Source organism: Streptococcus sp. CCUG 71758 (assembly GCF_011714815.1).
In the GTDB taxonomy this organism is placed as follows: Bacteria; Bacillota; Bacilli; order Lactobacillales; family Streptococcaceae; genus Streptococcus; species Streptococcus halitosis.
The window spans coordinates 17,824-41,125 of record NZ_RXXO01000003.1 but is presented as its reverse complement, the minus strand read 5'-3'; the positions used below and the strand labels follow the sequence as shown (position 1 = coordinate 41,125).

The following is a 23,302-nucleotide window of genomic DNA, read 5'->3' as shown; positions in this document are numbered from 1 at the left end:
AAAAAGGTTGGCAAGAGCCAACCTTATTTGATATAGAGTTCTTGGTTTTTTAGGACAATTTCACGTACACTTGCGAACTTCTTGAGCTTTTTCAGTTCTTCAGGATGGGTTACCAGAGTGATAACATAGCCCTCTTTGCCCATGCGACCTGTACGGCCAGCACGGTGGGTGTATGTTTCGATGTCTCTAGGAACATCAAAGTTTACGACACATTCTAGGCTATCGATATCAATTCCACGAGCCAGAAGGTCAGTTGCAAGAAGCAGGGTTAGTTGCTTATCTTTAAACTTTTCTAAGATGACTTTTCGAAATTTAACATTGACATCGCTAGCGAGGGAAACAGCCAAAATATCGCGATACTGTAATTTTTCCTCAGCACTTCCAAGGTCTGATAGGCTGTTAAAGAAGACTAGTCCGCGAAAATCCTCTACATGAGCCAGTTTTCGTAGCATATCCACTCGGTGACGTTGGTCTACCTGCATGTAGAAATGTTGAATGTTGTCCAGTTTTTGATCAGAGAGATCAATAGTGCGCGTGTTTGCCGCAATCTTTTCTTGGTCAAACTTGGTCGTCGCACTCATGTAGACGAGTTGGTGGTCACGAGGTGCGTAGTGAGTGATTTTCTCGACAAAGTGAATCTGAGAATCATCGAGCAATTGGTCAAATTCATCCAGGATGATAGTTTCCACATTCATCATCTTGATTTTTTTCAATTTAATCAACTCAAAGATACGGCCAGGAGTTCCAATCAGAATTTCTGGTCCTTTTTTGAGGCGTTCAATCTGGCGTTTCTGACTTGAACCTGATAGGAAGAGTTGAGCTGTTAAACCAATAGCTTCAGCCCAGGTTTTACACACGTCAAAAATCTGTCCAGCTAGTTCTGTATTTGGTGCTAGAATCAAGAGTTGCTGGGCTTTTTTCTTTTGTAGTCTGAGAAGACTTGGGAGTAAATAAGCTAGCGTCTTACCAGTTCCTGTTGGGCTCACTCCCAGAAGGTTTTCTCCAGCAAGTATAGGCTCAAATAGTTGAGTTTGAATGGGAGTAAATTCTTGGAAACCGAGTTGGTCGCTCAGTTTTTGCCATTCAGTGGGGAGTTTGGTTTTCATTTTTCTGCCTCAAATCTAATGCCAGCAGTCTGGCGCATGGTATAGAGTAAATCATGAACAGAGCCTGCATCATCCAGCCAGTTCTGGTAAAGCGTCTGGTCTGGTTGCTGGATCATGTGTGCAAATGCAGCGACTTCCTCAGTCATCGTATGAGGAGCCTGTTGGATAGGGAGCTGAACTTGATTTCCTTGGTGGTTGGTAAAAATAGCTGAGCGGACATGCTCAATCGTGTTGAGGGTCAAGGTTCCATCTGCTGTGTATATCTCACAAGGAAGATTGGAAGTGATGTTTTTCCCAGCCTTGATATGAACTTGAAAGTCAGGGTAGAAGAGGATACCGTCTCCATTCAGGTCAATGCTATTGTCAAGCTGTTGAGCTTGATAAGTCGCGACCTGAGCCTTTCCAAAGAGGCGAACGGCAGCATAGAGAGGATAAATCCCCAAGTCCATAAGGGCTCCACCAGCAAAACGATCTGAAAAGACATTTGGCATCTCCCCAGCCAACAAGTCCGGCATCTTGGAAGAATACTTGGCATAGTTGAAATCAGCTCCCAATACTTGCTTGTCTGCCAAAAAAATCTTGATAGTAGTAAAAGCTTCCTCGTGGTAATTACGAGCAGCTTCAAAGATAAAACAGTGATTTTTCTCAGCTGTTTGCCTCAAATCTAGCCATTCTTGTGGCTGAGTGACAGCTGGCTTTTCAAGAATGACGTGCTTACCAGTAGACAAGGCAGCCTTGACTTGAACAAAATGCAAGGAGTTTGGACTAGCAATATAGACTACATCAAAGGAAGACTTAAAGAAGTCTTCTAATTGATCAAAGAGTTGGACATTTTGATAGCGGGAAGCAAAGGTTGCGGCAGTTTCTAGTTTTCTAGAATAGACTGCGACCAGTTGGTATTCTCCACTAGCATGGGCTGCTTCTATGAAATGATGGCTGATAGCGCCTGTTCCGATGACACCTAATTTAAGCATAGATACTCCTTTTCCGATTTTAAATCCTTCCTTCATTATAACACAGAAAAGAAGGACTATCCAACCGATGGTAAAAATTTTCAAATGGACTACGCATTTCTTGGAGAAAGTGGTACAATATTCAGATAGGTAGATAAAATGAAAAGGGGGAGAAAATGAGATTATTACCAATAAGAAAAATATCACGTCAGTCTAAGAGGCTAGCGCTTTTTTTGACTTTTTGCGCAGGATATGTAGATGCCTATACCTTTATCGTGCGAGGAAATACTCTTGTGGCAGGACAGACTGGGAATGTGGTTTTTCTATCAGTAGGACTCATTCAACACAATGTGTCAGATGCCAGTGCCAAAGTAATGACATTGCTAGCTTTTATGATGGGGGTCCTTTTATTAACTGTCTATAAGGAAAAATTGAGAATTGTTAAAAAGCCAATTTTGTCTGTAATTCCACTTGCAGTCTTGTCCCTAATTATTGGCTTTGTGCCGCAAACTGTAGAGAATATCTATCTCGTACCGCCCTTGGCCTTCTGTATGGGACTGGTGACAACTGCTTTTGGAGAAGTGTCTGGTATTGCCTATAATAATGCTTTTATGACCGGGAATATCAAACGAACCATGTTAGCTTTTGGAGATTATTTTCGGACCAAGCATACGCCTTTCCTACGAGAGGGCTTGATTTTTGTTAGCTTGCTTAGCAGTTTTGTCTTCGGAGTTGTTTTTTCAGCTTATTTGACGATTTACTATCAGGAGAAGACAATTCTAGGTGTTCCTCTTATGATGAGTATCTTTTACTTCAGCATGCTTTTTGCTTCTTGGAGAAAAAAAGGGAAAGAAAAAGCTTAATTTTAATTGATTTTACTTGTAAGAAAAAAGAAGATATGCTATAATCGAAGAGTTGACTATGCACAGTCCTGTGCAACCGCACGAACATCGTTGCTCATCGTATACAAAATTTAAACTTTGTTATACTTAGAGCTCTTCTTTTAAGTGGTTCGTCCCACGATGCTAGGCGAGTCTTCACAAAAATACGGGGAAACCCTAAAAATCATAGGAGGTGCATAATGAGCACATACGCAATTATCAAAACTGGCGGAAAACAAGTTAAAGTTGAAGTTGGTCAAGCAGTTTACGTTGAAAAATTGAACGTTGAAGCTGGTCAAGAAGTTACTTTTAACGAAGTTGTTCTTGTTGGTGGTGAAAACACTGTTGTCGGAACTCCACTTGTTGCTGGAGCTACTGTAGTTGGAACTGTTGAAAAACAAGGAAAACAAAAGAAAGTTGTTACTTACAAGTACAAACCTAAGAAAGGTAGCCACCGCAAACAAGGTCACCGTCAACCATATACAAAAGTTGTCATCAACGCGATCAACGCTTAATTTTTAAGGAGAACACATGATACAAGCAGTCTTTGAGAGAGCCGAAGATGGCGAGCTGAGGAGTGCGGAAATTACTGGACACGCCGAAAGTGGCGAATACGGCTTAGATGTCGTGTGTGCATCGGTTTCTACGCTTGCCATTAACTTTATCAATTCCATTGAGAAATTTGCAGGCTACGAACCAATCCTAGAATTAAACGAAGATGAAGGTGGTTATCTAAAGGTTGAAATACCAGAGGATCTTCCTTCGCACCAGAGAGAAATGACCCAGTTATTCTTTGAATCATTTTTCTTAGGTATGGCAAACTTATCGGAGAACTCTTCTGAGTTCGTCCAAACCAGAGTTATCACAGAAAACTAACACGGAGGAAAACATTATGTTAAAAATGACTCTTAACAACTTGCAACTTTTCGCCCACAAAAAAGGTGGAGGTTCTACATCAAACGGACGCGATTCACAAGCGAAACGTCTTGGAGCTAAAGCGGCTGACGGACAAACTGTAACAGGTGGATCAATCCTTTACCGTCAACGTGGTACGCACATCTATCCAGGTGTAAACGTTGGACGTGGTGGAGACGATACTTTGTTCGCTAAAGTTGAAGGCGTAGTACGCTTTGAACGTAAAGGACGCGATAAAAAGCAGGTTTCTGTTTACCCAATCGCAAAATAAAAAGGTCCAGTGAACCTTTTTATCCCGAGCCTTAAAATGAAAAGGCGAGGAAGCTAGAAGTAGCATTAAATAAGGCTTTCCGAGTTTTCGGAGAGCCTATTTTTTTGTTTTGATACCCACAATTTTTTGTTACTAGTGTAGATGAATTTTGTGAGCGACATTATTTTTCCTAGGTGGAAAACTTCTAAAATATGGTATAATGAACAGATAGAGAAGTTGGGGGTAGAAGATGAATATTCAACAATTACGCTATGTTGTTGCTATTGCCAATAGTGGTACTTTCCGTGAAGCTGCTGAAAAGATGTATGTGAGTCAGCCCAGTCTGTCTATTTCTGTGCGCGATTTGGAAAAAGAGTTAGGTTTTAAAATTTTCCGTCGGACGAGTTCGGGAACGTTTTTGACCCGTCGTGGTATGGAATTTTATGAGAAAGCGCAGGAGTTGGTCAAAGGCTTTGATGTTTTTCAAAATCAGTATGCCAATCCTGAGGAAGAAAAGGATGAATTTTCCATTGCCAGTCAGCACTATGACTTCTTGCCACCAACGATTACGGCCTTTTCAGAACGTTATCCTGATTATAAGAACTTTCGTATTTTTGAGTCTACTACAGTTCAAATATTAGACGAAGTAGCCCAAGGGCATAGTGAGATTGGGATTATCTACCTCAACAACCAAAATAAAAAGGGCATCATGCAACGGGTTGAAAAACTTGGTTTAGAAGTTATTGAACTAATTCCTTTCCAGACTCACATTTATCTTCGTGAAGGACATCCTTTAGCACAGAAAGAGGAATTGGTTATGGAGGATTTAGCGGATCTACCAACAGTTCGTTTCACCCAGGAAAAGGATGAGTACCTATACTATTCAGAGAACTTTGTCGACACCAGCGCGAGCTCCCAGATGTTTAATGTGACCGACCGTGCCACTTTGAATGGTATTTTGGAGCGGACAGATGCCTATGCGACAGGTTCAGGATTTTTAGATAGTGACAGTGTTAATGGGATCACAGTTATTCGTCTCAAGGATAATCTAGATAACCGCATGGTCTACGTCAAACGTGAGGAAGTGGAGCTTAGCCAAGCTGGTACTCTTTTCGTTGAGGTTATGCAAGAATATTTTGATCAAAAGAGGAAATCATGAAAAAAAGAGGAATAGTAGCAGTCATTGTACTGCTTTTGATTGGGCTGGATCAGTGGGTTAAAGCCTATGTTGTCCAGCAGATTCCACTGGGTGAAGTTCGTTCGTGGATCCCCAATCTCGTTAGCTTGACCTACCTGCAAAATCGTGGGGCAGCCTTCTCAATGTTACAAGACCAGCAGTGGTTTTTTGCTGTTATTACACTGGTCGTCATGGTAGGAGCCATTTGGTATCTACATAAACATATGGAGGATTCTCTCTGGCTAGTTTTCGGACTGACTTTGATAATCGCGGGAGGTCTAGGCAACTTTATCGACAGAATGAGTCAAGGTTTTGTGGTGGATATGTTTCACCTAGACTTTATCAACTTTGCGATTTTCAATGTTGCTGACAGCTATTTGACAGTTGGTGTGATTGTTCTATTGATTGCAATGCTTAAAGAGGAAGTAAATGGAAATAAAAATTGAAACTGGTGGGCAACGTCTAGACAAGGCTCTGTCGGACCTGACAGAATTGTCACGCAGTCTCGCGAATGAACAAATCAAGGCTGGACAAGTTTTGGTCAATGGGCAAGCCAAGAAAGCCAAATACACTGTCCAAGAGGGGGATGTGGTCACCTATCATGTGCCAGAACCAGAGGTTTTAGAGTATGTGGCTGAGAATCTTCCACTGGATATCATCTATCAAGATGAGGATGTAGCTGTTGTTAACAAACCTCAAGGGATGGTTGTTCATCCCAGTGCCGGTCATACTAGCGGAACCCTGGTCAATGCCCTCATGTACCATATCAAGGACTTGTCAGGTATCAATGGTGTTCTCCGACCGGGTATCGTTCACCGTATTGATAAGGATACGTCTGGTCTCCTTATGATTGCAAAAAATGATGAGGCCCACTTGGCACTTGCCCAAGAGCTAAAAGATAAGAAGTCTCTACGTAAATACTGGGCGATTGTTCATGGCAATCTTCCCAATGATCGTGGTGTGATTGAAGCGCCGATTGGCCGTAGTGAAAAAGACCGTAAGAAACAGGCAGTAACTGCTAAAGGGAAGCCGGCAGTGACCCGTTTTCACGTCTTGGAACGTTTTGGTGATTATAGCTTAGTGGAGTTGCAACTGGAAACAGGGCGTACCCACCAAATCCGTGTTCATATGGCTTATATTGGCCATCCAGTCGCTGGTGATGAAGTCTATGGTCCTCGTAAGACTTTGAAAGGACATGGACAGTTTCTCCATGCTAAGACTCTAGGTTTTACCCATCCGAGAACAGGTGAAACCTTGGAGTTCACAGCAGATATTCCAGAGATTTTTAAAGAAACGCTGGAAAGATTGCGTAAAACTGAGAATAGATAAAAGAGTTGAGATGCCTTGTCTCAACCTTTTTCATTTCAAGTCTTTTCTATTTTAAAGTATTCATGTTATAATGGATAAATATGAAGAATCGGAGTGAGAATATGAAGTACAAACGAATCGTCTTTAAGGTGGGGACCTCCTCCTTGACAAATGAAGACGGGAGTTTATCAAGAAGTAAAGTAAAGGCAATTACCCAGCAATTGGCTATGCTGCATGAGGCTGGACATGAGTTGATTTTAGTGTCATCTGGGGCAGTAGCCGCTGGATTTGGAGCTTTGGGTTTTAAAAAACGTCCGACCAAGATTGCAGATAAACAAGCTTCTGCTGCAGTTGGTCAGGGACTTTTGTTGGAGGAATACACAACCAACCTCCTCATGCGCCAGATCGTTTCTGCACAAATCTTGCTGACACAAGATGATTTTGTAGATAAACGTCGCTATAAGAACGCCCATCAGGCCTTGTCCGTATTGCTTCATCGTGGGGCAATTCCTATCATTAACGAGAATGATAGCGTCGTTATTGATGAGCTCAAGGTTGGGGATAATGACACTCTAAGTGCCCAGGTAGCGGCGATGGTCCAAGCGGATCTTTTAGTTCTCTTGACGGATGTGGACGGTCTCTATACTGGCAATCCCAACTCAGATCCAACAGCCAAACGCTTGGACAAAATCGAGACTATCAATCGTGAGATTATTGATATGGCTGGTGGAGCAGGTTCTTCAAATGGAACTGGGGGTATGCTGACAAAAATTAAGGCGGCTACGATTGCAACGGAGTCGGGTGTACCAGTCTATATTTGCTCCTCCTTGAAATCAGATGCCTTGATCGAAGCAGCGGAGGAGACTAGGGATGGTTCCTTCTTTGTTGCGCAAGAGAAGGGACTTCGTACCCAGAAACAATGGCTGGCCTTCTATGCTCAAAGTCAGGGAACGATTTGGGTAGATGGTGGAGCTGCAGAGGCACTTTCAAAAAACGGGAAAAGTCTCCTTTTATCGGGTGTTGTAGAAGTGGAAGGAAACTTCTCTTACCACGATATTGTCACAGTAGCAGATAAAGAAACAGGTCAATCTCTTGGAAAGGGACGTGTCCAATTTGGTGTCTCAGCCCTAGAAGATATGCTCCGTTCTCAAAAAGCTAAGGGAGTCTTGATTCACCGTGATGACTGGATTTCCATCACTCCTGAAATCCAGCTGCTCTTTACAGAATTTTAGAGGTGAACGATGGTAAGTACACAAGAACAATTTGAACAGGTACAGGCTGTTAAGAAATCAATCAATACTGCTAGTGAAGCAGTGAAAAACCAAGCCTTGCTAGCTATGGCTGATCACTTAGTGGCTGCTACTGAGGAGATTTTAGCGGCCAATGCCCTCGATATGGAAGCGGCCAAGGGGAAAATCTCAGATGTTATGCTAGATCGTCTTTATTTGGATGCGGGACGTATAGAAGCGATGGCAAATGGGATTCGTGAAGTGGTTGCTTTACCAGATCCTATTGGTGAAGTCCTAGAAACAAGTCAGCTTGAAAATGGCTTGGTTATTACTAAGAAGCGTGTGGCTATGGGGATCATCGGTATTATCTATGAAAGTCGTCCAAATGTGACATCTGATGCGGCTGCTTTGGCACTCAAGAGTGGGAATGCGGTTGTTCTTCGTAGTGGGAAGGACGCCTATCAAACTGCCCATGCTATTGTCACAGCTTTAAAGAAGGGCTTGGAGACGACTACCATTCATCCAGAGGTGATTCAACTGGTAGAAGATACCAGTCGTGAAAGTAGCTATGCTATGATGAAGGCTAAGGGCTATTTAGATCTTCTCATTCCTCGTGGAGGGGCTGGTTTGATCAATGCTGTGGTTGAAAATGCTATCGTGCCCGTTATCGAGACAGGAACTGGAATTGTCCATGTCTATGTGGATAAGGATGCCGATGAAGACAAGGCTCTGTCTATCATCAACAATGCTAAAACCAGTCGTCCTTCTGTCTGCAATGCTATGGAGGTCTTGCTGGTTCATGAAGACAAGGCAGCAAGCTTCCTTCCTCGCTTGGAGAAAGTGCTGGTTGCAGATCGAAAAGAAGCTGAGTTGGAACCAATTCAATTTCGTTTGGATAGCACAGCAAGTCAGTTTGTTTCAGGTCGAGCAGCTGAGGCTCAAGACTTTGATACCGAGTTTTTAGACTATGTCCTAGCTGTTAAGGTTGTGAGCAGTTTAGAAGAAGCGGTTGCGCATATTGAAGCCCACAGTACCTATCATTCGGATGCGATTGTGACGGAAAATGCTGAAGCTGCAGCTTACTTTACAGATCAAGTGGACTCTGCCGCGGTTTATGTCAATGCCTCGACTCGTTTCACTGATGGTGGCCAGTTTGGTCTTGGATGTGAGATGGGGATTTCTACTCAGAAACTGCATGCGCGTGGGCCTATGGGCTTGAAAGAGTTGACCAGCTACAAGTATGTGGTTACTGGTGATGGACAGATAAGGGAGTAAGAGATGAAGATTGGATTTATCGGTTTGGGGAATATGGGAGCTAGCTTGGCTAAGGCTGTTGTGCAGGCCAAGACGGGTGCTCAGATTCTCCTTGCCAATCGTAGTCAAGCAAAAGTAGATGCTTTCATTGCCAACTTTGGTGGTCAGGCTTCCAGCAATGACGAAATCTTCGCAGAAGCAGATGTGATTTTTCTAGGTGTTAAGCCTGCTCAGTTCTCAGACTTGCTTTCTCAATACCAGACCATCCTTGAAAAGAGAGAAAGTCTTCTTTTGATTTCCATGGCGGCTGGATTGACCTTGGAAAAACTGGCAAGTCTTCTGCCAAGTCAACACCGAATTATTCGCATCATGCCCAATACACCAGTGGCTATCGGCCAAGGAGTGATTAGTTACGCTTTATCAGAAAACTGTTGTGCTGAGGACAGGGAGCTCTTTTGTCAGCTTTTAGCCAAGGCTGGTCTCTTGGTTGAGCTGGGGGATGGCTTAATCGATGCTGCGACAGGTCTTGCAGGTTGTGGACCAGCCTTTGTCTACCTTTTTATCGAGGCTTTAGCAGATGCGGGTGTGCAGACAGGATTGCCCCGAGAAAGGGCCTTGAAAATGGCAGCCCAAACAGTAGTCGGCGCTGGGCAAATGGTTCTCGAAAGCCAGCAACATCCTGGAGTTTTGAAAGACCAAGTTTGTAGTCCAGGTGGTTCGACTATCGCTGGTGTAGCGAGTTTAGAAGCGCATGCTTTTCGAGGAACAGTCATGGATGCAGTTCAGCAAGCCTATAAACGAACACAAGAATTAGGTAAATAAGAGGTGGCTTTGACTGCCTCTTTTATAGTGCATGGAATAAGAAGACAAAAAGATTGTCACAAACCCCTATTTTTTTGATAGAATAGAAGTAGTAAAAAAGAAATGAGTTAGACATGTTAAAAGGATTTTTAGTCTCTCTTGAGGGACCAGAGGGAGCAGGCAAGACCAGTGTTTTAGAGGCTCTGCTCCCAATTTTAGAGGAAAAAGGAGTAGAGGTGCTGACGACCCGTGAACCTGGCGGAGTCTTGATTGGGGAGAAAATTCGTCAAGTGATTTTGGATCCAAGTCATACTCAGATGGATCCTAAAACGGAACTCCTTCTCTATATTGCCAGTCGCAGACAGCACTTGGTGGAAAAAGTTCTCCCAGCACTTGCAGCTGGCAAGTTGGTCATTATGGACCGCTTCATCGATAGTTCCCTTGCTTATCAGGGATTTGGCCGAGGCTTGGATATTGATGCCATTGATTGGCTCAATCACTTTGCGACAGATGGCCTCAAACCCGATTTGACACTCTATTTTGACATTGAGGTGGAAGAGGGGCTGGCTCGCATTGCTGCCAATAGTGATCGCGAGGTCAATCGTTTGGACTTGGAAGGCTTAGACTTGCACAAAAAAGTCCGTCAAGGTTATCTTTCTCTTCTGGACAAAGATGGAAATCGCATTGTCAAGATTGATGCGAGTCTTCCTTTGGAGCAAGTTGTGGAAACAACTAAGGCTGTCTTATTTGACAGAATGGGCTTGGATAAATGAAACAAGATCAACTAAAGGCTTGGCAACCAGACCAGTTTGACCGCTTTGTCCGTATCCTAGAACAAGACCAGCTCAATCACGCCTATCTTTTTTCAGGTTTCTTTGGAAGCTTGGAAATGGCGCAGTTTTTGGCTAAGAGCCTCTTTTGTAGGGATAAAGTAGGCGTTCTACCATGTGAGAAATGCCGAAACTGCAAGCTGATTGAGCAGGAAGAATTTCCCGATGTTACCTTGATTAAGCCAGTCAATCAGGTCATCAAGACAGAACGCATTCGGGAATTGGTGGGTCAGTTTTCCCAAGCAGGGATTGAAAGTCAGCAACAGGTCTTTATTATCGAGCAGGCGGAGAAAATGCATCCCAACGCGGCTAATTCTCTGCTCAAGGTCATCGAAGAACCCCAGAGTGAGGTTTATATTTTCTTCTTGACTAGCGATGAGGAAAAGATTTTACCAACTATCCGAAGTCGGACCCAAATTTTCCACTTTAAAAAGCAAGAAGAAAAGCTCATTCATCAATTAGAACAAGCAGGTCTCGTTAAGAAAAAAGCGACTCTTTTAGCACAGTTTAGTCAATCGCGTGCTGAAGCAGAAAAGCTGGCCAATCAAGCCAGTTTTTGGAATTTGGTGGATGAGAGTGAACGTCTGCTGACCTGGTTATTAACTAAGAAAAAAGAAAGTTATCTCCAAGTTGCTAAATTAGCCAACTTGGCAGATGACAAGGAAAAACAGGATCAGGTCTTGCGAATCCTCGAAGTGCTCTGTGGACAGGATCTCTTGCAAGCAAGGATTCGACAGATTCTACAAGATTTGCTAGAAGCTAGAAAAATGTGGCAAGCCAATGTTAGCTTTCAAAATGCCATGGAATATCTGGTCTTGAAAGAAATATAAACTCAATGAAGGATAAAGAAAGGAAAGGGCTGGTTTATGGATAAGAAAGAATTATTTGATGCGCTGGACGATTTTTCCCAACAGTTATTGGTGACCTTGGCCGATGTGGAAGCCATTAAGAAAAATCTCAAGAGCTTGGTAGAGGAAAATACAGCTCTTCGTTTGGAAAATAGTAAGTTGCGCGAACGCTTAGGCGAGGTGGAAGCAGATGCTCCCGTCAAGGCCAAGCATGTTCGTGAAAGCGTCCGACGAATCTATAAAGATGGTTTTCACGTTTGTAATGATTTTTATGGGCAACGCCGAGAGCAGGACGAGGAATGTATGTTCTGTGACGAGTTGTTGTACAGGGAGTAAGCATGCAGATTCAAAAAAGTTTTAAGGGGCAATCTCCCTATGGCAAGCTTTACCTAGTGGCAACGCCGATTGGCAATCTAGATGATATGACTTTTCGTGCCATTCAGACCTTGAAAGAGGTGGACTGGATTGCTGCGGAGGACACGCGCAATACGGGTCTTTTGCTCAAGCATTTTGACATTCCGACCAAACAGATCAGTTTTCATGAGCACAATGCCAAGGAAAAAATTCCTGATTTGATCGGTTTATTGAAGGCGGGGCAAAGTATTGCTCAGGTTTCTGATGCGGGTCTGCCTAGCATCTCGGACCCTGGTCACGATTTGGTCAAGGCAGCCATCGAAGAAGATATTGCTGTTGTCACAGTTCCAGGTGCCTCTGCAGGGATTTCTGCCTTGATTGCTAGCGGATTGGCGCCACAGCCACATATCTTTTACGGTTTCTTACCGAGAAAATCAGGTCAGCAAAAGCAATTTTTCGACTTGAAAAAAGATTATCCAGAAACTCAGATTTTCTATGAATCGCCCCACCGTGTAGCGGATACGTTAGAAAATATGCTAGAAGTCTACGGCGACCGCTCGGTGGTCTTGGTGAGAGAATTGACTAAAATCTATGAAGAATACCAACGAGGTACCATTTCTGAGTTATTAGAAAACATAGCTGAAACGCCACTCAAGGGTGAATGCCTTCTCATCGTTGAAGGCGTCAGTCAGGATGTGGAAGAAAAGGACGAGGAAGACTTGTTCTTAGAAATCCAAGCTCGTATCCAGCAAGGTATGAAGAAAAATCAAGCCATAAAGGAAGTTGCGAAACTCTACCAGTGGAATAAAAGCCAGCTCTATGCTGCCTACCACGACTGGGAAGAAAATTAAGAAAATGACTAAACAGGGAAGTTTGCCTTCTTCCCTTTTTTTGTTATACTAGTAAAAGAAAATTTAGAAAGATTTGTGGGTGTCAAACAGTCTAGTAGCTTGTTTTGATATGAACTTAGGTTCCACCCAAAGAGGTATTAGTGTCGTGTCTCAATCTTATATCAATGTTATCGGAGCAGGTTTGGCAGGTTCTGAAGCAGCTTATCAAATTGCAGAACGTGGTATTCCAGTTAAACTTTTTGAAATGCGTGGTGTAAAGCCTACACCCCAGCACAAAACAGACAATTTTGCAGAGTTGGTTTGTTCCAATTCCTTACGTGGGGATGCTTTGACCAATGCTGTCGGTCTTCTCAAGGAAGAAATGCGTCGCTTGGGTTCTGTCATATTGGAATCTGCTGAAGCTACACGTGTTCCTGCAGGCGGTGCCCTTGCGGTGGACCGTGATGGTTTCTCCCAAATGGTGACCGAAAAAGTGGCCAACCACCCCTTGATTGAAGTGGTTCGTGATGAAATTACAGAATTGCCGACTGATGTTATTACAGTTGTCGCTACTGGTCCTTTGACCAGTGATGCCCTAGCTGAAAAGATTCATGCCCTTAATGACGGTGATGGTTTCTATTTCTACGACGCGGCGGCGCCGATTATCGACGTTAACACCATCGATATGAGTAAGGTCTATCTCAAGTCTCGTTATGACAAGGGAGAGGCGGCCTACCTTAATGCGCCTATGACTAAAAAAGAATTTATGGATTTCCATGAAGCCTTGGTCGATGCGGAAGAAGCACCGCTCAATTCGTTTGAAAAAGAAAAGTACTTTGAAGGATGTATGCCAATCGAAGTCATGGCCAAACGTGGCATTAAAACCATGCTCTATGGTCCTATGAAGCCAGTCGGTTTGGAGTATCCAGAAGATTACACAGGACCTCGTGATGGCGAATTCAAAACCCCTTATGCAGTTGTTCAACTTCGTCAGGACAATGCGGCTGGTAGCCTCTACAATATCGTCGGTTTCCAAACCCACCTCAAATGGGGAGAACAAAAGCGTGTCTTCCAAATGATTCCAGGTCTTGAAAATGCGGAGTTTGTTCGTTATGGTGTCATGCACCGCAATTCTTACATGGATTCACCGAACTTGCTAGAACAAACCTATCGTTCTAAGAAACAGCCAAACCTTTTCTTTGCTGGTCAGATGACGGGTGTGGAAGGCTATGTTGAGTCAGCGGCATCAGGTCTAGTAGCTGGGATTAACGCAGCTCGTCTTTTCAAGGGAGAAAGCGCAGCTATTTTTCCAGAAACAACAGCGATTGGAAGTCTGGCTCATTACATCACCCACTCTGACAGCAAGCATTTCCAACCTATGAACGTCAATTTCGGGATCATCAAGGAGTTGGAAGGCGAGCGTATCCGTGATAAGAAGGCTCGTTATGAAAAAATTGCAGAGCGTGCTCTTGCTGACTTAGAGGAATTTTTGACTGTCTAATTTTTTTGAAAGAATTGCTCATGATACTATAAAAATCTTAGAAATTGTGATAAAATAGGTAGGATAAAAAAAGGAGAGTAAAAATGGCGAACCCCAAGTATAAACGTATTTTAATCAAGTTATCAGGTGAAGCCCTTGCCGGTGAACGTGGCGTAGGGATTGATATCCAGACAGTTCAAACAATCGCAAAAGAGATTCAAGAAGTTCATAGCTTAGGTATCGAAATTGCCCTTGTTATTGGTGGAGGGAATCTCTGGCGTGGGGAACCTGCTGCAGAAGCAGGAATGGACCGTGTTCAGGCAGATTACACTGGAATGCTTGGGACCGTTATGAATGCTCTTGTGATGGCAGATTCATTGCAACAAGTTGGTGTTGATACGCGAGTGCAAACAGCCATTGCGATGCAACAAGTTGCAGAACCTTATGTACGTGGACGTGCCCTTCGTCATCTTGAAAAAGGCCGTATCGTTATCTTTGGTGCCGGAATTGGTTCACCTTACTTCTCAACAGATACAACAGCGGCTCTTCGTGCAGCTGAAATCGAAGCAGATGCCATTCTTATGGCTAAAAACGGTGTCGATGGTGTTTACAATGCCGACCCTAAGAAAGACAAGACAGCCGTTAAGTTTGAAGAATTGACCCACCGTGATGTTATCAACAAAGGTCTTCGTATCATGGACTCAACAGCTTCAACCCTCTCAATGGATAATGACATTGACTTGGTTGTCTTTAACATGAACCAACCAGGCAACATCAAACGTGTCGTATTTGGTGAAAATATCGGAACAACAGTTTCAAACAATATCGAAGAAAAGGAATAGGAAAGATTATGACTAACGCAATTATTGAAAAAGCGAAAGAAAGAATGACCCAGTCTCACCACTCACTTGCTCGTGAATTTGGTGGTATCCGTGCCGGCCGTGCCAATGCAAGCTTGCTTGACCGTATCCACGTAGAATACTATGGAGTAGAAACTCCTCTTAACCAAATCGCTTCAATTACCATTCCAGAAGCGCGTGTCTTGTTAGTGACACCATTTGACAAGTCTTCATTGAAAGACATCGAACGTGCCTTGAACGCTTCTGATCTTGGTATTACACCAGCTAATGACGGCTCTGTGATCCGCTTGGTTATCCCTGCCCTTACAGAAGAAACTCGTCGTGACCTTGCTAAAGAAGTGAAGAAGGTCGGTGAAAATGCCAAAGTAGCTATTCGTAACATCCGTCGTGATGCTATGGACGAAGCTAAGAAACAAGAAAAAGCAAAAGAAATCACTGAAGATGAATTGAAGACCCTTGAAAAGGATATTCAAAAAGTAACAGACGATGCTGTGAAACACATCGACGATATGACTGCCAACAAGGAAAAAGAACTTTTGGAAGTCTAAGAAATAAACAGAAAAACTCAGTTGGCATTGCTGGCTGAGTTTTATTCGAAAGAAGGAAATATGAATACAAATCTTGCAAGTTTTATCGTTGGACTTATCATCGATGAAAATGACCGTTTTTACTTTGTGCAAAAGGATGGTCAAACCTATGCACTTGCCAAGGAAGAAGGTCAACATACAGTAGGGGATACGGTCAAAGGTTTTGCCTACTCAGATATGAAGCAAAAACTCCGCTTGACCACTCTAGAAGTGACTGCCACTCAGGACCAATTTGGTTGGGGAACCGTAACAGAAGTTCGTAAGGACTTGGGTGTCTTTGTCGATACCGGTCTACCTGATAAAGAAATCGTTGTGTCACTCGATATCCTCCCTGAGCTCAAGGAACTCTGGCCTAAGAAGGGTGACAAACTCTACATCCGCCTTGAAGTGGACAAGAAAGACCGAATCTGGGGACTTTTGGCGTATCAGGAAGACTTCCAACGTCTGGCTCGTCCTGCCTACAACAACATGCAGAACCAAAACTGGCCAGCTATTGTTTACCGTCTCAAGCTGTCAGGAACCTTTGTTTACCTACCAGAAAATAACATGCTTGGTTTCATTCACCCAAGTGAACGCTACGCAGAGCCACGTTTGGGGCAAGTTCTAGATGCGCGTGTCATCGGTTTCCGTGAAGTAGACCGTACTTTGAACCTCTCCCTCAAACCACGTTCCTTTGAAATGTTGGAAAATGATGCCCAGATGATTCTGACCTACTTGGAAAGCAATGGCGGTTTCATGACCTTGAATGATAAGTCGTCTCCTGAGGACATCAAGGCAACCTTTGGCATTTCTAAAGGTCAGTTCAAGAAAGCGCTCGGTGGCTTGATGAAGGCTGGTAAAATCAAGCAAGATCAGTTTGGGACAGAGTTGATTTAAACCTTATAGACATGATAAAGAAACTTGAAGAAATGAGTTTAGAGGAACTCTGGCAACTTTTTCCTATTTTTCTAGTAGAGCACAAGTCAGAGTGGAAAGACTGGTATGAATCGGAAAAAGCAAATCTGAAAAAAATATTGGGTGCAAATGTTATTAAAAGAATAGAACATATCGGTAGCACTGCTATCCCTAATATTTGGGCTAAAAATATCGTTGATATTCTGCTAGAAGTAGGTAAAATAGAGGATTTAGCAAGAGTTAGGGATTTATTGGTGAAGAATGGGTGGCTAGTGATGTCGGAGAGTCCTAACAGGATTTCGCTAAATAAAGGCTATACAGAGCAGGGCTTTGCCGAGAAAGTTTTTCATTTACATTTGCGAATGACGGGAGATCATGACGAGATTTATTTTAGAGATTATCTCTGCCAGCATCCAGATATTGCCCAAGCGTATCAGGAATTAAAACTAAGTTTGTGGAAAAAATTTGAACACAACCGAGACGCCTATACAGATGCGAAAACAGATTTTATAAACCACTACGTTTCAGAGGCTAAGTCTAGTAATTTTCAAGAATCAGAAAAGTGTCATTAAAAAACTCTTGATAGGAGAAAGAATTGAGAAAATCATTTTACACTTGGCTCATGACCGAGCGCAATCCTAAAAGTAACAGTCCTAAAGCTATCTTGGCAGACCTCGCTTTTGAGGAGTCAGCTTTTCCAAAACACACGGATGATTTTGATGAGGTGAGTCGCTTTTTGGAGGAGCATGCCAGCTTCTCTTTTAACCTAGGAGACTTTGACGCCATCTGGCAAGAATACTTAGAACACTAGAGACAATGAGATGAGGCTAGTATTTTATTGTTCTCTTTGCTATAATAAAAAGAAATAAACGGATTAGAGAGGTTCTTTATTTGAAGGAACATTCAATAGACATTCAACTAAGTCACCCAGATGACTTGTTCCATCTTTTTGGTTCCAATGAGCGCCATCTTCGTTTGATGGAAGAAGAGCTCGATGTGGTGATTCATGCCCGTACGGAGATTGTCCAGGTTTTGGGAGAAGAGACTGCCTGTGAAGAAGCCCGTCAGGTTATCCAAGCCTTGATGGTCTTGGTGAATCGGGGGATGACCGTTGGCACGCCAGATGTGGTGACTGCGATTAGCATGGTCAAAAACGATGAAATCGACAAGTTTGTCGCCCTTTACGAAGAAGAAATCATCAAGGACAATACTGGGAAACCGATTCGTGTCAAAACCTTAGGTCAAAAACTTTATGTGGACAGTGTCAAACAGCATGATGTGACCTTTGGAATCGGACCAGCAGGGACAGGGAAGACCTTTCTTGCAGTGACCTTGGCAGTAACTGCCCTTAAACGTGGGCAAGTCAAGCGGATTATCCTGACTCGTCCAGCAGTAGAAGCAGGTGAGAGTCTAGGATTTCTTCCAGGTGATCTTAAGGAGAAGGTCGATCCCTATCTTCGACCAGTTTATGATGCCTTGTATCAGATTCTTGGCAAAGACCAAACGACTCGTCTCATGGAGCGTGAAATCATTGAAATTGCGCCCCTTGCCTATATGCGTGGTCGGACCTTGGATGATGCCTTTGTCATTCTCGATGAGGCACAGAATACGACCATCATGCAGATGAAGATGTTCTTGACTCGTTTAGGCTTTAATTCTAAGATGATTGTCAATGGGGATATCAGTCAGATTGACCTGCCACGTAATGTTAAGTCCGGTTTGATTGATGCTCAAGAAAAGCTCAAGAACATTCACCAAATCGACTTTGTTCATTTTTCAGCTAAGGATGTGGTTCGTCATCCAGTTGTCGCTCAGATTATTCGAGCCTATGAACCAGCTCCAGTTAAGGTTGAAGAAAAGAACCAAGAAACAGAATAGCAAAAAAAGCAGTTCAGATGTGAACTGCTCTTTTTCTGATTTAATGACTGATTGTTGTTAAACAAGTTCGTCGATAGACGTGTGCTCTTTATCGAGGCCTTGAGCAACTGGGAGGCTGGTCAAGTAACCTTGATAAGTGGTCACACCTTGACGTAAGCCTTCATCTTCAGAGATTGCTTGTGCGAATCCTTTGCCAGCCAGTGCTTCGATATAAGGAAGAGTGACATTTGTTAGGGCGATAGTAGAAGTACGGGCAACCGCACCAGGGATATTGGCAACGGCATAGTGGAGAACGCCGTGTTTCTCATAGACAGGTTCATCGTGTGTTGTCACACGGTCAGCTGTCTCGATAACGCCACCTTGGTCAACGGCAACGTCAACGATGACAGAGCCTGGACGCATTTGTTTGACCATCTCATCTGTCACCAATTTCGGAGCCTTGGCACCAGGGATGAGAACTGCACCAATCACCACATCTGCATCTCTCACACTTGCTTCAATGTTGAATGAATTGGACATAAGAGTTTGGATTTGGTTCCCAAAGACTTCCTCTAGCACTGAGAGACGTTTGGCACTGATATCTAAAATAGTCACTTGAGCACCAAGTCCAAGGGCGATGCGGGCAGCATGTGTACCGACGACACCACCACCGATGATGGTTACTTTTCCTTTTGGAACACCCGGCACACCACCTAGTAGGACACCAGAGCCACCAGCTTGCTTAGTAAGGAAGTGAGCTCCGATTTGAACAGCCATACGACCTGCAACCTCACTCATAGGAACGAGGAGTGGTAGTTGTCCTTGATTATCACGAACAGTTTCATAGGCAATTCCTGTTGTTTTTGCTGCTAACATAGCATCTGCTAATTCTGGCGCAGCGGCCATGTGCAAGTAGCTGAAGAGGAGAAGATCATCGCGCAAATAACCGTATTCAGAAGCTAGAGGTTCTTTTACTTTAACGACTAATTCGGCAGCCCAGGCTTCAGCAGCAGTAGCGACAATCTCAGCTCCTTGCTTTTGATAGTCAGCATCAGTAAATCCTGAACCAAGACCAGCATTTGTTTCGATGAGGACACGATGTCCACGAGAAACTAAGCTATGGACACCAGCAGGTGTGAGGGCGACACGGTTTTCGTTATTTTTAATTTCTTTTGGGATTCCGATTAACATAGAGATAACCTACCTTTCAATTGACGGGATTGTTTTAGTTGTCACATTTCAGTTCATAAATCAAAAATGTGATGATTTTATTGTATATGAAACCGCTTCAAAAATCAAGGAAAACTTGTCATTAAAATTTATTTATGCTAGACTAGTGAGAATCAAGCTCTAATGGAGGGAAAAGTATGGAATCAATATTTGTGAAATTTGCCCAGTATCCAACTATAGAAACGAAGCGTTTATTGCTCCGACCTGTAACCTTGGATGATGCAGAAGCTATGTTTGAGTATGCTTCAGACAGAGAAAATACACGATACACTTTTCCAACAAATCAAAGCTTAGAAGAAACTAAGAACAACATTGCTCAGTTTTACTTGTCTAATCCCTTGGGCCGTTGGGGAATCGAATTAAAAAGCAATGGTCAGTTTATTGGAACTATTGATTTGCACAAGATTGACCACATTCTCAAAAAAGCAGCTATTGGTTATATTATCAACCAAAAGTATTGGAATCAAGGATTGACGACAGAAGCCAATCGCGCCGTTATTGAGCTGGCTTTTGAGAAGATTGGAATGAACAAGTTGACTGCCCTTCACGATAAGGACAATCCCGCATCAGGAAAGGTCATGGAGAAATCAGGTATGCGCTTTTCCCACGAAGAACCCTATGCCAGAATGGATAATAAAGAACCAGGTCGAATGATCACAAGAGTTCATTATGTCTTGACTAAGGAAGATTATTTTGCAAATAAGTAAGCAGTTGAAAAGATTTTTCAGCTGTTTTTTTCTTCCTCTTACGAATAATCTAAGAGAGGAGAAAATATGGAAGCAATTATAGAGAAAATCAAAGAGTATAAAATCATTGCCATCTGTGCTGGTTTGGGTTTGGCCTTGGGCGGATTTTTCCTACTAAAGCCATCTACACAGACATCCGTCACAGAAACAAATTTGCAGACTGAAGTCGCAGCTGTTTCAAAGGATTCATCGTCTGAAAAAGAAGTGAAGAAGGAGGAAAAGGAAGAGTCTGCTGAACAAGATCTAATCACAGTGGATGTCAAAGGTGCCGTTAAATCGCCAGGAATTTATGATTTGCCAGTTGGCAGTCGAGTTCATGATGCTGTTCAGAAAGCTGGTGGATTGACAGAGGAGGCAGATAGCAAATCGCTAAATCTCGCTCAGAAAGTCAGTGACGAGGCTCTTGTCTATGTTCCAACTAAGGGAGAAGAAGCAGCTAGTCAGCAGGCTGCCTCTGGAACGACTCCTTCAACAAGTAAAGAAAAGAAGGTCAACCTCAATAGAGCTAGTCTGGAAGAACTCAAGCAGGTCAAAGGCTTGGGAGGAAAACGAGCTCAGGATATTATCGACCATCGCGAGGCAAATGGCAAGTTCAAGTCGGTTGATGAACTAAAGAAAGTTTCTGGCATTGGCGCAAAGACCATAGAAAAGCTAAAAGACTATGTTACAGTGGATTAAGAATTTCCCTATCCCCCTAATCTATTTGAGTTTTCTGTTACTCTGGCTTTACTATGCCATTTTTGGAGCGTCCTATCTCGCACTGCTAGGTTTTGTTTTTTTGCTTGTCTGTCTCTTTTTTCAATTTCCTTGGAAATCGACTGGTAAAGTTCTAGCTATTTGTGGAGTTTTTGGATTTTGGTTTCTGTTTCAAACTTGGCAACAGACACAAGCTAGTCAAAACCTAGTGGATTCTGTTAAGAGGGTACGGATTTTGCCTGACACTATTAAGGTCAATGGAGATAGTCTGTCCTTTCGGGGCAAGGCTGACGGCCGCACCTTACAAGTTTACTATAAACTCCAGTCTGAGGAGGAGAAAAAGCTCTTTCAGGCCTTAACAGACCTTCACGAGATAGAGATAGAAGGAAAACTTTCAGAGCCTGAAGGTCAGAGGAATTTTGGTGGATTTGACTATCAAGCCTATCTAAAGACTCAAGGAATTTACCAAACTTTGACTATCAAGAGTATCCAGTCAATGAAACAGGTTAGAAGTTGGGATATAGGAGAAAATCTGTCTGGTTTACGTCGGAAGGCTGTAGTTTGGATCAAGAAGCGCTTTCCAGATCCTATGCGCAATTATATGACAGGTCTTCTTTTAGGACATTTGGACACGGACTTTGAGGAAATGAATGAGCTCTATTCCAGTCTTGGAATTATCCATCTCTTTGCCTTGTCGGGTATGCAGGTGGGCTTTTTCATGGATGCCTTTAAGAAACTCCTCTTGCGATTGGGCTTAACTCAAGAAAAGTTGAAGTGGCTAACTTATCCCTTTTCTCTTATCTATGCAGGTCTGACAGGATTTTCAGCTTCGGTCATTCGCAGTCTCTTGCAAAAGTTACTAGCACAACATGGTATTAAGGGCTTGGATAATTTTGCCTTGACGATCCTTGTCCTCTTTATCATCATGCCCAACTTTTTCTTGACAGCTGGAGGGGTCTTGTCTTGTGCTTATGCTTTTATCTTGACCATGACCAGCAAAGAAGGGGAGGGGATCAAGGCTGTTGCTAGAGAAAGTCTGGTCATTTCCTTGGGAATATTGCCCATTCTATCCTTCTATTTTGCAGAATTTCAGCCTTGGTCTATCCTTTTGACCTTTGTCTTTTCTTTTCTGTTTGATGTGGTATTCTTACCGCTTTTGTCCATCTTATTCATTCTGTCTTTTGTTTACCCAGTCACTCAGTTTAACTTTGTCTTTGAGTGGTTGGAGGGCATCATTCGCTTGGTTTCACAGATGGCAAGTAGGCCCTTGGTCTTTGGACAACCCAACGCATGGCTGTTGATTCTACTGTTAATTTCCTTGGCAATACTGTATGATTTTAGGAAAAACATCAAAAGACTAGCAGGATTCAGTCTCTTTGTCATAGGGCTCTTTTTCTTAATCAAGCATCCTCTGGAAAATGAAATTACCATGCTGGATGTAGGGCAGGGAGAAAGTATTTTCCTACGGGATGTAACTGGAAAAACCATTCTCATAGACGTGGGAGGCAAGGCAGAGTCTGATAAGAAAATTGAAAAATGGCAAGAAAAGGCGACGACCAGCAATGCCCAGAGAACCTTGATTCCCTATCTTAAAAGTCGAGGAGTAGACAAGATTGACCAGCTGGTTTTGACCAATACAGACAAGGAGCATGTTGGCGATTTGCTAGAAGTAACAAAGGCTTTCCATGTCGGAGAGATTTTAGTATCAAAAGGAAGTCTGACACAGAAGGAATTTGTAGCGGAGCTAGAAGCAAGCCAAACCGAGGTGCGCAGTGTGGCAGCAGGGGAGAACTTGCCGATTTTTGGCAGTTACTTAGAAGTCCTATCTCCAAGGAAGATTGGAGATAGGAATCGTGATGATTCTCTGGTTCTTTATGGAAAACTCTTGGATAAGCATTTTCTCTTTACTGGAAACTTGAAAGAGAAGGGAGAGAAGGATCTTCTAAAGCAATATCCTGACTTAGAGGTGGATGTCTTGAAAGCAAGCCAACATGGTGCTAAAACATCATCCAATCCAGCTTTCATAGAAAAAATCAAACCAGAAATTACTCTCATCTCAGTTGGAAAAAACAATCGTGCGAAACTTCCCCATCAGGAAACCTTGACACGAATGGAAAGTATCAAGAGTAAGATTTACAGAACTGACCAGCAAGGGGCTATCCGCTTTAAAGGATGGAATAGTTGGCGAATTGAAACGGTGCGATAAAATAGACAAA

The 23,302-nt window shown here is 43.0% G+C and carries 27 protein-coding genes, 1 pseudogene and 1 other annotated feature; of the genes and pseudogenes, 24 read left to right on the top strand and 4 right to left on the bottom strand.

Annotated features, from left to right (window positions below):
* Window positions 1–23 precede the first annotated feature (23 nt).
* Together EKB01_RS06650 and EKB01_RS06645 are read right to left on the bottom strand one after the other, a co-directional pair.
* Window positions 24–1,106 carry a DEAD/DEAH box helicase gene (locus tag EKB01_RS06650; protein ID WP_109289820.1) on the bottom strand — a complete coding sequence of 361 codons (1,083 nt, stop codon included), beginning with the start codon at window positions 1,104–1,106 and terminating at the stop codon, window positions 24–26.
* A complete protein-coding gene (locus EKB01_RS06645; protein ID WP_109289821.1) occupies window positions 1,103–2,080 on the bottom strand; it encodes a Gfo/Idh/MocA family oxidoreductase in 978 nt (325 codons plus the stop codon). Before EKB01_RS06645 ends, EKB01_RS06650 begins: the two co-directional genes overlap by 4 nt.
* 155 nt (window positions 2,081–2,235) lie before the next feature.
* Here EKB01_RS06645 and EKB01_RS06640 point away from each other — a divergent pair, with 155 nt between their 5' ends.
* From EKB01_RS06640 to rpmA, 4 genes are all read left to right on the top strand, one after another.
* Window positions 2,236–2,922 (top strand): YoaK family protein, encoded by a 687-nt coding sequence (locus EKB01_RS06640; RefSeq protein ID WP_033584012.1) that lies wholly within the window; start codon window positions 2,236–2,238, stop codon window positions 2,920–2,922.
* A 64-nt stretch (window positions 2,923–2,986) separates the two neighbouring features.
* Window positions 2,987–3,106 (top strand) — a sequence feature (ribosomal protein L21 leader region).
* Window positions 3,107–3,140: 34 nt separating this feature from the next.
* Window positions 3,141–3,455: a 50S ribosomal protein L21 gene (gene rplU / locus EKB01_RS06635; protein WP_000109141.1), complete on the top strand. Its 315-nt coding sequence runs from the start codon at window positions 3,141–3,143 to the stop codon at window positions 3,453–3,455.
* A gap of 16 nt (window positions 3,456–3,471) precedes the next feature.
* Entirely contained in the window at window positions 3,472–3,816 is a 345-nt protein-coding gene (locus EKB01_RS06630; RefSeq protein WP_033584014.1) for a ribosomal-processing cysteine protease Prp, read from the top strand.
* A 16-nt stretch (window positions 3,817–3,832) separates the two neighbouring features.
* Window positions 3,833–4,126, top strand: a complete 294-nt coding sequence (rpmA, locus tag EKB01_RS06625) for a 50S ribosomal protein L27 (RefSeq protein ID WP_000916509.1) — start codon at window positions 3,833–3,835, stop codon at window positions 4,124–4,126.
* A gap of 165 nt (window positions 4,127–4,291) precedes the next feature.
* On the opposite strand, the pseudogene EKB01_RS09315 reads toward rpmA, so the two are convergent.
* A pseudogene (locus EKB01_RS09315) lies at window positions 4,292–4,363 on the bottom strand (AraC family transcriptional regulator); the annotation flags it as partial.
* Here EKB01_RS09315 and EKB01_RS06620 point away from each other — a divergent pair.
* The 17 genes from EKB01_RS06620 (at window position 4,356) to EKB01_RS06540 (ending at window position 18,435) form a co-directional block, all read left to right on the top strand.
* Window positions 4,356–5,264 carry a LysR family transcriptional regulator gene (locus EKB01_RS06620; protein ID WP_001025717.1) on the top strand — a complete coding sequence of 303 codons (909 nt, stop codon included), beginning with the start codon at window positions 4,356–4,358 and terminating at the stop codon, window positions 5,262–5,264. The pseudogene EKB01_RS09315 and the gene EKB01_RS06620 overlap by 8 nt on opposite strands.
* Window positions 5,261–5,728, top strand: a complete 468-nt coding sequence (lspA, locus tag EKB01_RS06615; RefSeq protein WP_167266228.1) for a signal peptidase II — start codon at window positions 5,261–5,263, stop codon at window positions 5,726–5,728. Before EKB01_RS06620 ends, lspA begins: the two co-directional genes overlap by 4 nt.
* Window positions 5,712–6,611, top strand: a complete 900-nt coding sequence (locus tag EKB01_RS06610) for an RluA family pseudouridine synthase (protein WP_167266225.1) — start codon at window positions 5,712–5,714, stop codon at window positions 6,609–6,611. The genes lspA and EKB01_RS06610 overlap by 17 nt, the downstream gene beginning before the upstream one ends.
* Window positions 6,612–6,712: 101 nt before the next feature.
* A complete protein-coding gene (gene proB / locus EKB01_RS06605) occupies window positions 6,713–7,822 on the top strand; it encodes a glutamate 5-kinase (protein WP_000875725.1) in 1,110 nt (369 codons plus the stop codon).
* A gap of 9 nt (window positions 7,823–7,831) precedes the next feature.
* On the top strand, window positions 7,832–9,094 hold the full coding sequence (locus tag EKB01_RS06600; protein WP_167266222.1) for a glutamate-5-semialdehyde dehydrogenase: 1,263 nt from the start codon (window positions 7,832–7,834) through the stop codon (window positions 9,092–9,094).
* Window positions 9,095–9,097: 3 nt separating this feature from the next.
* The gene (gene proC / locus EKB01_RS06595; protein WP_033584022.1) at window positions 9,098–9,895 is read left to right on the top strand and encodes a pyrroline-5-carboxylate reductase; all 798 of its coding nucleotides are present in this window, start codon (window positions 9,098–9,100) and stop codon (window positions 9,893–9,895) included.
* A gap of 113 nt (window positions 9,896–10,008) precedes the next feature.
* A complete protein-coding gene (tmk, locus tag EKB01_RS06590; protein WP_033584024.1) occupies window positions 10,009–10,647 on the top strand; it encodes a dTMP kinase in 639 nt (212 codons plus the stop codon).
* Window positions 10,644–11,534: a DNA polymerase III subunit delta' gene (locus EKB01_RS06585; RefSeq protein ID WP_033584026.1), complete on the top strand. Its 891-nt coding sequence runs from the start codon at window positions 10,644–10,646 to the stop codon at window positions 11,532–11,534. Before tmk ends, EKB01_RS06585 begins: the two co-directional genes overlap by 4 nt.
* Window positions 11,535–11,570: 36 nt before the next feature.
* Window positions 11,571–11,888, top strand: coding sequence for a DNA replication initiation control protein YabA (yabA, locus tag EKB01_RS06580; protein ID WP_000358227.1), 318 nt, complete (start codon window positions 11,571–11,573; stop codon window positions 11,886–11,888).
* Window positions 11,889–11,890: 2 nt separating this feature from the next.
* Window positions 11,891–12,757 carry a 16S rRNA (cytidine(1402)-2'-O)-methyltransferase gene (gene rsmI, locus EKB01_RS06575; RefSeq protein WP_033584028.1) on the top strand — a complete coding sequence of 289 codons (867 nt, stop codon included), beginning with the start codon at window positions 11,891–11,893 and terminating at the stop codon, window positions 12,755–12,757.
* A gap of 145 nt (window positions 12,758–12,902) precedes the next feature.
* Entirely contained in the window at window positions 12,903–14,237 is a 1,335-nt protein-coding gene (trmFO, locus tag EKB01_RS06570; RefSeq protein ID WP_167266219.1) for a methylenetetrahydrofolate--tRNA-(uracil(54)-C(5))-methyltransferase (FADH(2)-oxidizing) TrmFO, read from the top strand.
* An 83-nt stretch (window positions 14,238–14,320) separates the two neighbouring features.
* Window positions 14,321–15,058, top strand: coding sequence for a UMP kinase (pyrH, locus tag EKB01_RS06565; protein WP_000002996.1), 738 nt, complete (start codon window positions 14,321–14,323; stop codon window positions 15,056–15,058).
* Between the two features lie 8 nt (window positions 15,059–15,066).
* Window positions 15,067–15,624, top strand: coding sequence for a ribosome recycling factor (frr, locus tag EKB01_RS06560; protein ID WP_009730016.1), 558 nt, complete (start codon window positions 15,067–15,069; stop codon window positions 15,622–15,624).
* Window positions 15,625–15,684: 60 nt separating this feature from the next.
* Window positions 15,685–16,539 (top strand): RNA-binding virulence regulatory protein CvfB, encoded by an 855-nt coding sequence (gene cvfB, locus EKB01_RS06555; RefSeq protein WP_167266217.1) that lies wholly within the window; start codon window positions 15,685–15,687, stop codon window positions 16,537–16,539.
* 11 nt (window positions 16,540–16,550) lie between these two features.
* On the top strand, window positions 16,551–17,129 hold the full coding sequence (locus EKB01_RS06550; RefSeq protein WP_061588095.1) for a GrpB family protein: 579 nt from the start codon (window positions 16,551–16,553) through the stop codon (window positions 17,127–17,129).
* Between the two features lie 23 nt (window positions 17,130–17,152).
* Entirely contained in the window at window positions 17,153–17,368 is a 216-nt protein-coding gene (locus EKB01_RS06545; protein WP_001232084.1) for a YozE family protein, read from the top strand.
* 80 nt (window positions 17,369–17,448) lie between these two features.
* Window positions 17,449–18,435: a PhoH family protein gene (locus EKB01_RS06540; RefSeq protein ID WP_000658201.1), complete on the top strand. Its 987-nt coding sequence runs from the start codon at window positions 17,449–17,451 to the stop codon at window positions 18,433–18,435.
* A 57-nt stretch (window positions 18,436–18,492) separates the two neighbouring features.
* Here the strand turns inward: EKB01_RS06540 and ald are convergent, their stop codons facing one another.
* Window positions 18,493–19,605 carry an alanine dehydrogenase gene (gene ald, locus EKB01_RS06535; RefSeq protein WP_167266214.1) on the bottom strand — a complete coding sequence of 371 codons (1,113 nt, stop codon included), beginning with the start codon at window positions 19,603–19,605 and terminating at the stop codon, window positions 18,493–18,495.
* 176 nt (window positions 19,606–19,781) lie between these two features.
* On the opposite strand from ald, the gene EKB01_RS06530 reads away from it, so the two are divergent.
* The 3 genes from EKB01_RS06530 to EKB01_RS06520 all read left to right on the top strand — a co-directional run bounded on the left by EKB01_RS06530 (window position 19,782) and on the right by EKB01_RS06520 (window position 23,292).
* A complete protein-coding gene (locus EKB01_RS06530) occupies window positions 19,782–20,351 on the top strand; it encodes a GNAT family N-acetyltransferase (RefSeq protein ID WP_167266211.1) in 570 nt (189 codons plus the stop codon).
* 66 nt (window positions 20,352–20,417) lie between these two features.
* Window positions 20,418–21,068 (top strand): helix-hairpin-helix domain-containing protein, encoded by a 651-nt coding sequence (locus tag EKB01_RS06525; protein WP_167266209.1) that lies wholly within the window; start codon window positions 20,418–20,420, stop codon window positions 21,066–21,068.
* Complete coding sequence (locus EKB01_RS06520; protein WP_033584043.1) at window positions 21,052–23,292, top strand: DNA internalization-related competence protein ComEC/Rec2; 2,241 nt, start codon at window positions 21,052–21,054, stop codon at window positions 23,290–23,292. The genes EKB01_RS06525 and EKB01_RS06520 overlap by 17 nt, the downstream gene beginning before the upstream one ends.
* Window positions 23,293–23,302 lie beyond the last annotated feature (10 nt).

Excerpts from the sequence above, each read along its gene's own strand:
- rplU (WP_000109141.1), top strand. The coding sequence starts at position 3,141 with ATGAGCACATACGCAATTATCAAAACTGGCGGAAAACAAGTTAAAGTT.
- EKB01_RS06520 (WP_033584043.1), top strand. The coding sequence starts at position 21,052 with ATGTTACAGTGGATTAAGAATTTCCCTATCCCCCTAATCTATTTGAGT.
- EKB01_RS06525 (WP_167266209.1), top strand. The coding sequence starts at position 20,418 with ATGGAAGCAATTATAGAGAAAATCAAAGAGTATAAAATCATTGCCATC.
- EKB01_RS06530 (WP_167266211.1), top strand. The coding sequence starts at position 19,782 with ATGGAATCAATATTTGTGAAATTTGCCCAGTATCCAACTATAGAAACG.
- ald (WP_167266214.1), bottom strand. The coding sequence starts at position 19,605 with ATGTTAATCGGAATCCCAAAAGAAATTAAAAATAACGAAAACCGTGTC.
- EKB01_RS06620 (WP_001025717.1), top strand. The coding sequence starts at position 4,356 with ATGAATATTCAACAATTACGCTATGTTGTTGCTATTGCCAATAGTGGT.
- pyrH (WP_000002996.1), top strand. The coding sequence starts at position 14,321 with ATGGCGAACCCCAAGTATAAACGTATTTTAATCAAGTTATCAGGTGAA.
- cvfB (WP_167266217.1), top strand. The coding sequence starts at position 15,685 with ATGAATACAAATCTTGCAAGTTTTATCGTTGGACTTATCATCGATGAA.
- EKB01_RS06650 (WP_109289820.1), bottom strand. The coding sequence starts at position 1,106 with ATGAAAACCAAACTCCCCACTGAATGGCAAAAACTGAGCGACCAACTC.
- yabA (WP_000358227.1), top strand. The coding sequence starts at position 11,571 with ATGGATAAGAAAGAATTATTTGATGCGCTGGACGATTTTTCCCAACAG.
- lspA (WP_167266228.1), top strand. The coding sequence starts at position 5,261 with ATGAAAAAAAGAGGAATAGTAGCAGTCATTGTACTGCTTTTGATTGGG.
- rpmA (WP_000916509.1), top strand. The coding sequence starts at position 3,833 with ATGTTAAAAATGACTCTTAACAACTTGCAACTTTTCGCCCACAAAAAA.
- EKB01_RS06640 (WP_033584012.1), top strand. The coding sequence starts at position 2,236 with ATGAGATTATTACCAATAAGAAAAATATCACGTCAGTCTAAGAGGCTA.
- EKB01_RS06645 (WP_109289821.1), bottom strand. The coding sequence starts at position 2,080 with ATGCTTAAATTAGGTGTCATCGGAACAGGCGCTATCAGCCATCATTTC.
- rsmI (WP_033584028.1), top strand. The coding sequence starts at position 11,891 with ATGCAGATTCAAAAAAGTTTTAAGGGGCAATCTCCCTATGGCAAGCTT.
- EKB01_RS06600 (WP_167266222.1), top strand. The coding sequence starts at position 7,832 with ATGGTAAGTACACAAGAACAATTTGAACAGGTACAGGCTGTTAAGAAA.
- EKB01_RS06550 (WP_061588095.1), top strand. The coding sequence starts at position 16,551 with ATGATAAAGAAACTTGAAGAAATGAGTTTAGAGGAACTCTGGCAACTT.
- frr (WP_009730016.1), top strand. The coding sequence starts at position 15,067 with ATGACTAACGCAATTATTGAAAAAGCGAAAGAAAGAATGACCCAGTCT.
- proC (WP_033584022.1), top strand. The coding sequence starts at position 9,098 with ATGAAGATTGGATTTATCGGTTTGGGGAATATGGGAGCTAGCTTGGCT.
- proB (WP_000875725.1), top strand. The coding sequence starts at position 6,713 with ATGAAGTACAAACGAATCGTCTTTAAGGTGGGGACCTCCTCCTTGACA.
- EKB01_RS06585 (WP_033584026.1), top strand. The coding sequence starts at position 10,644 with ATGAAACAAGATCAACTAAAGGCTTGGCAACCAGACCAGTTTGACCGC.
- tmk (WP_033584024.1), top strand. The coding sequence starts at position 10,009 with ATGTTAAAAGGATTTTTAGTCTCTCTTGAGGGACCAGAGGGAGCAGGC.
- EKB01_RS06630 (WP_033584014.1), top strand. The coding sequence starts at position 3,472 with ATGATACAAGCAGTCTTTGAGAGAGCCGAAGATGGCGAGCTGAGGAGT.
- EKB01_RS06610 (WP_167266225.1), top strand. The coding sequence starts at position 5,712 with ATGGAAATAAAAATTGAAACTGGTGGGCAACGTCTAGACAAGGCTCTG.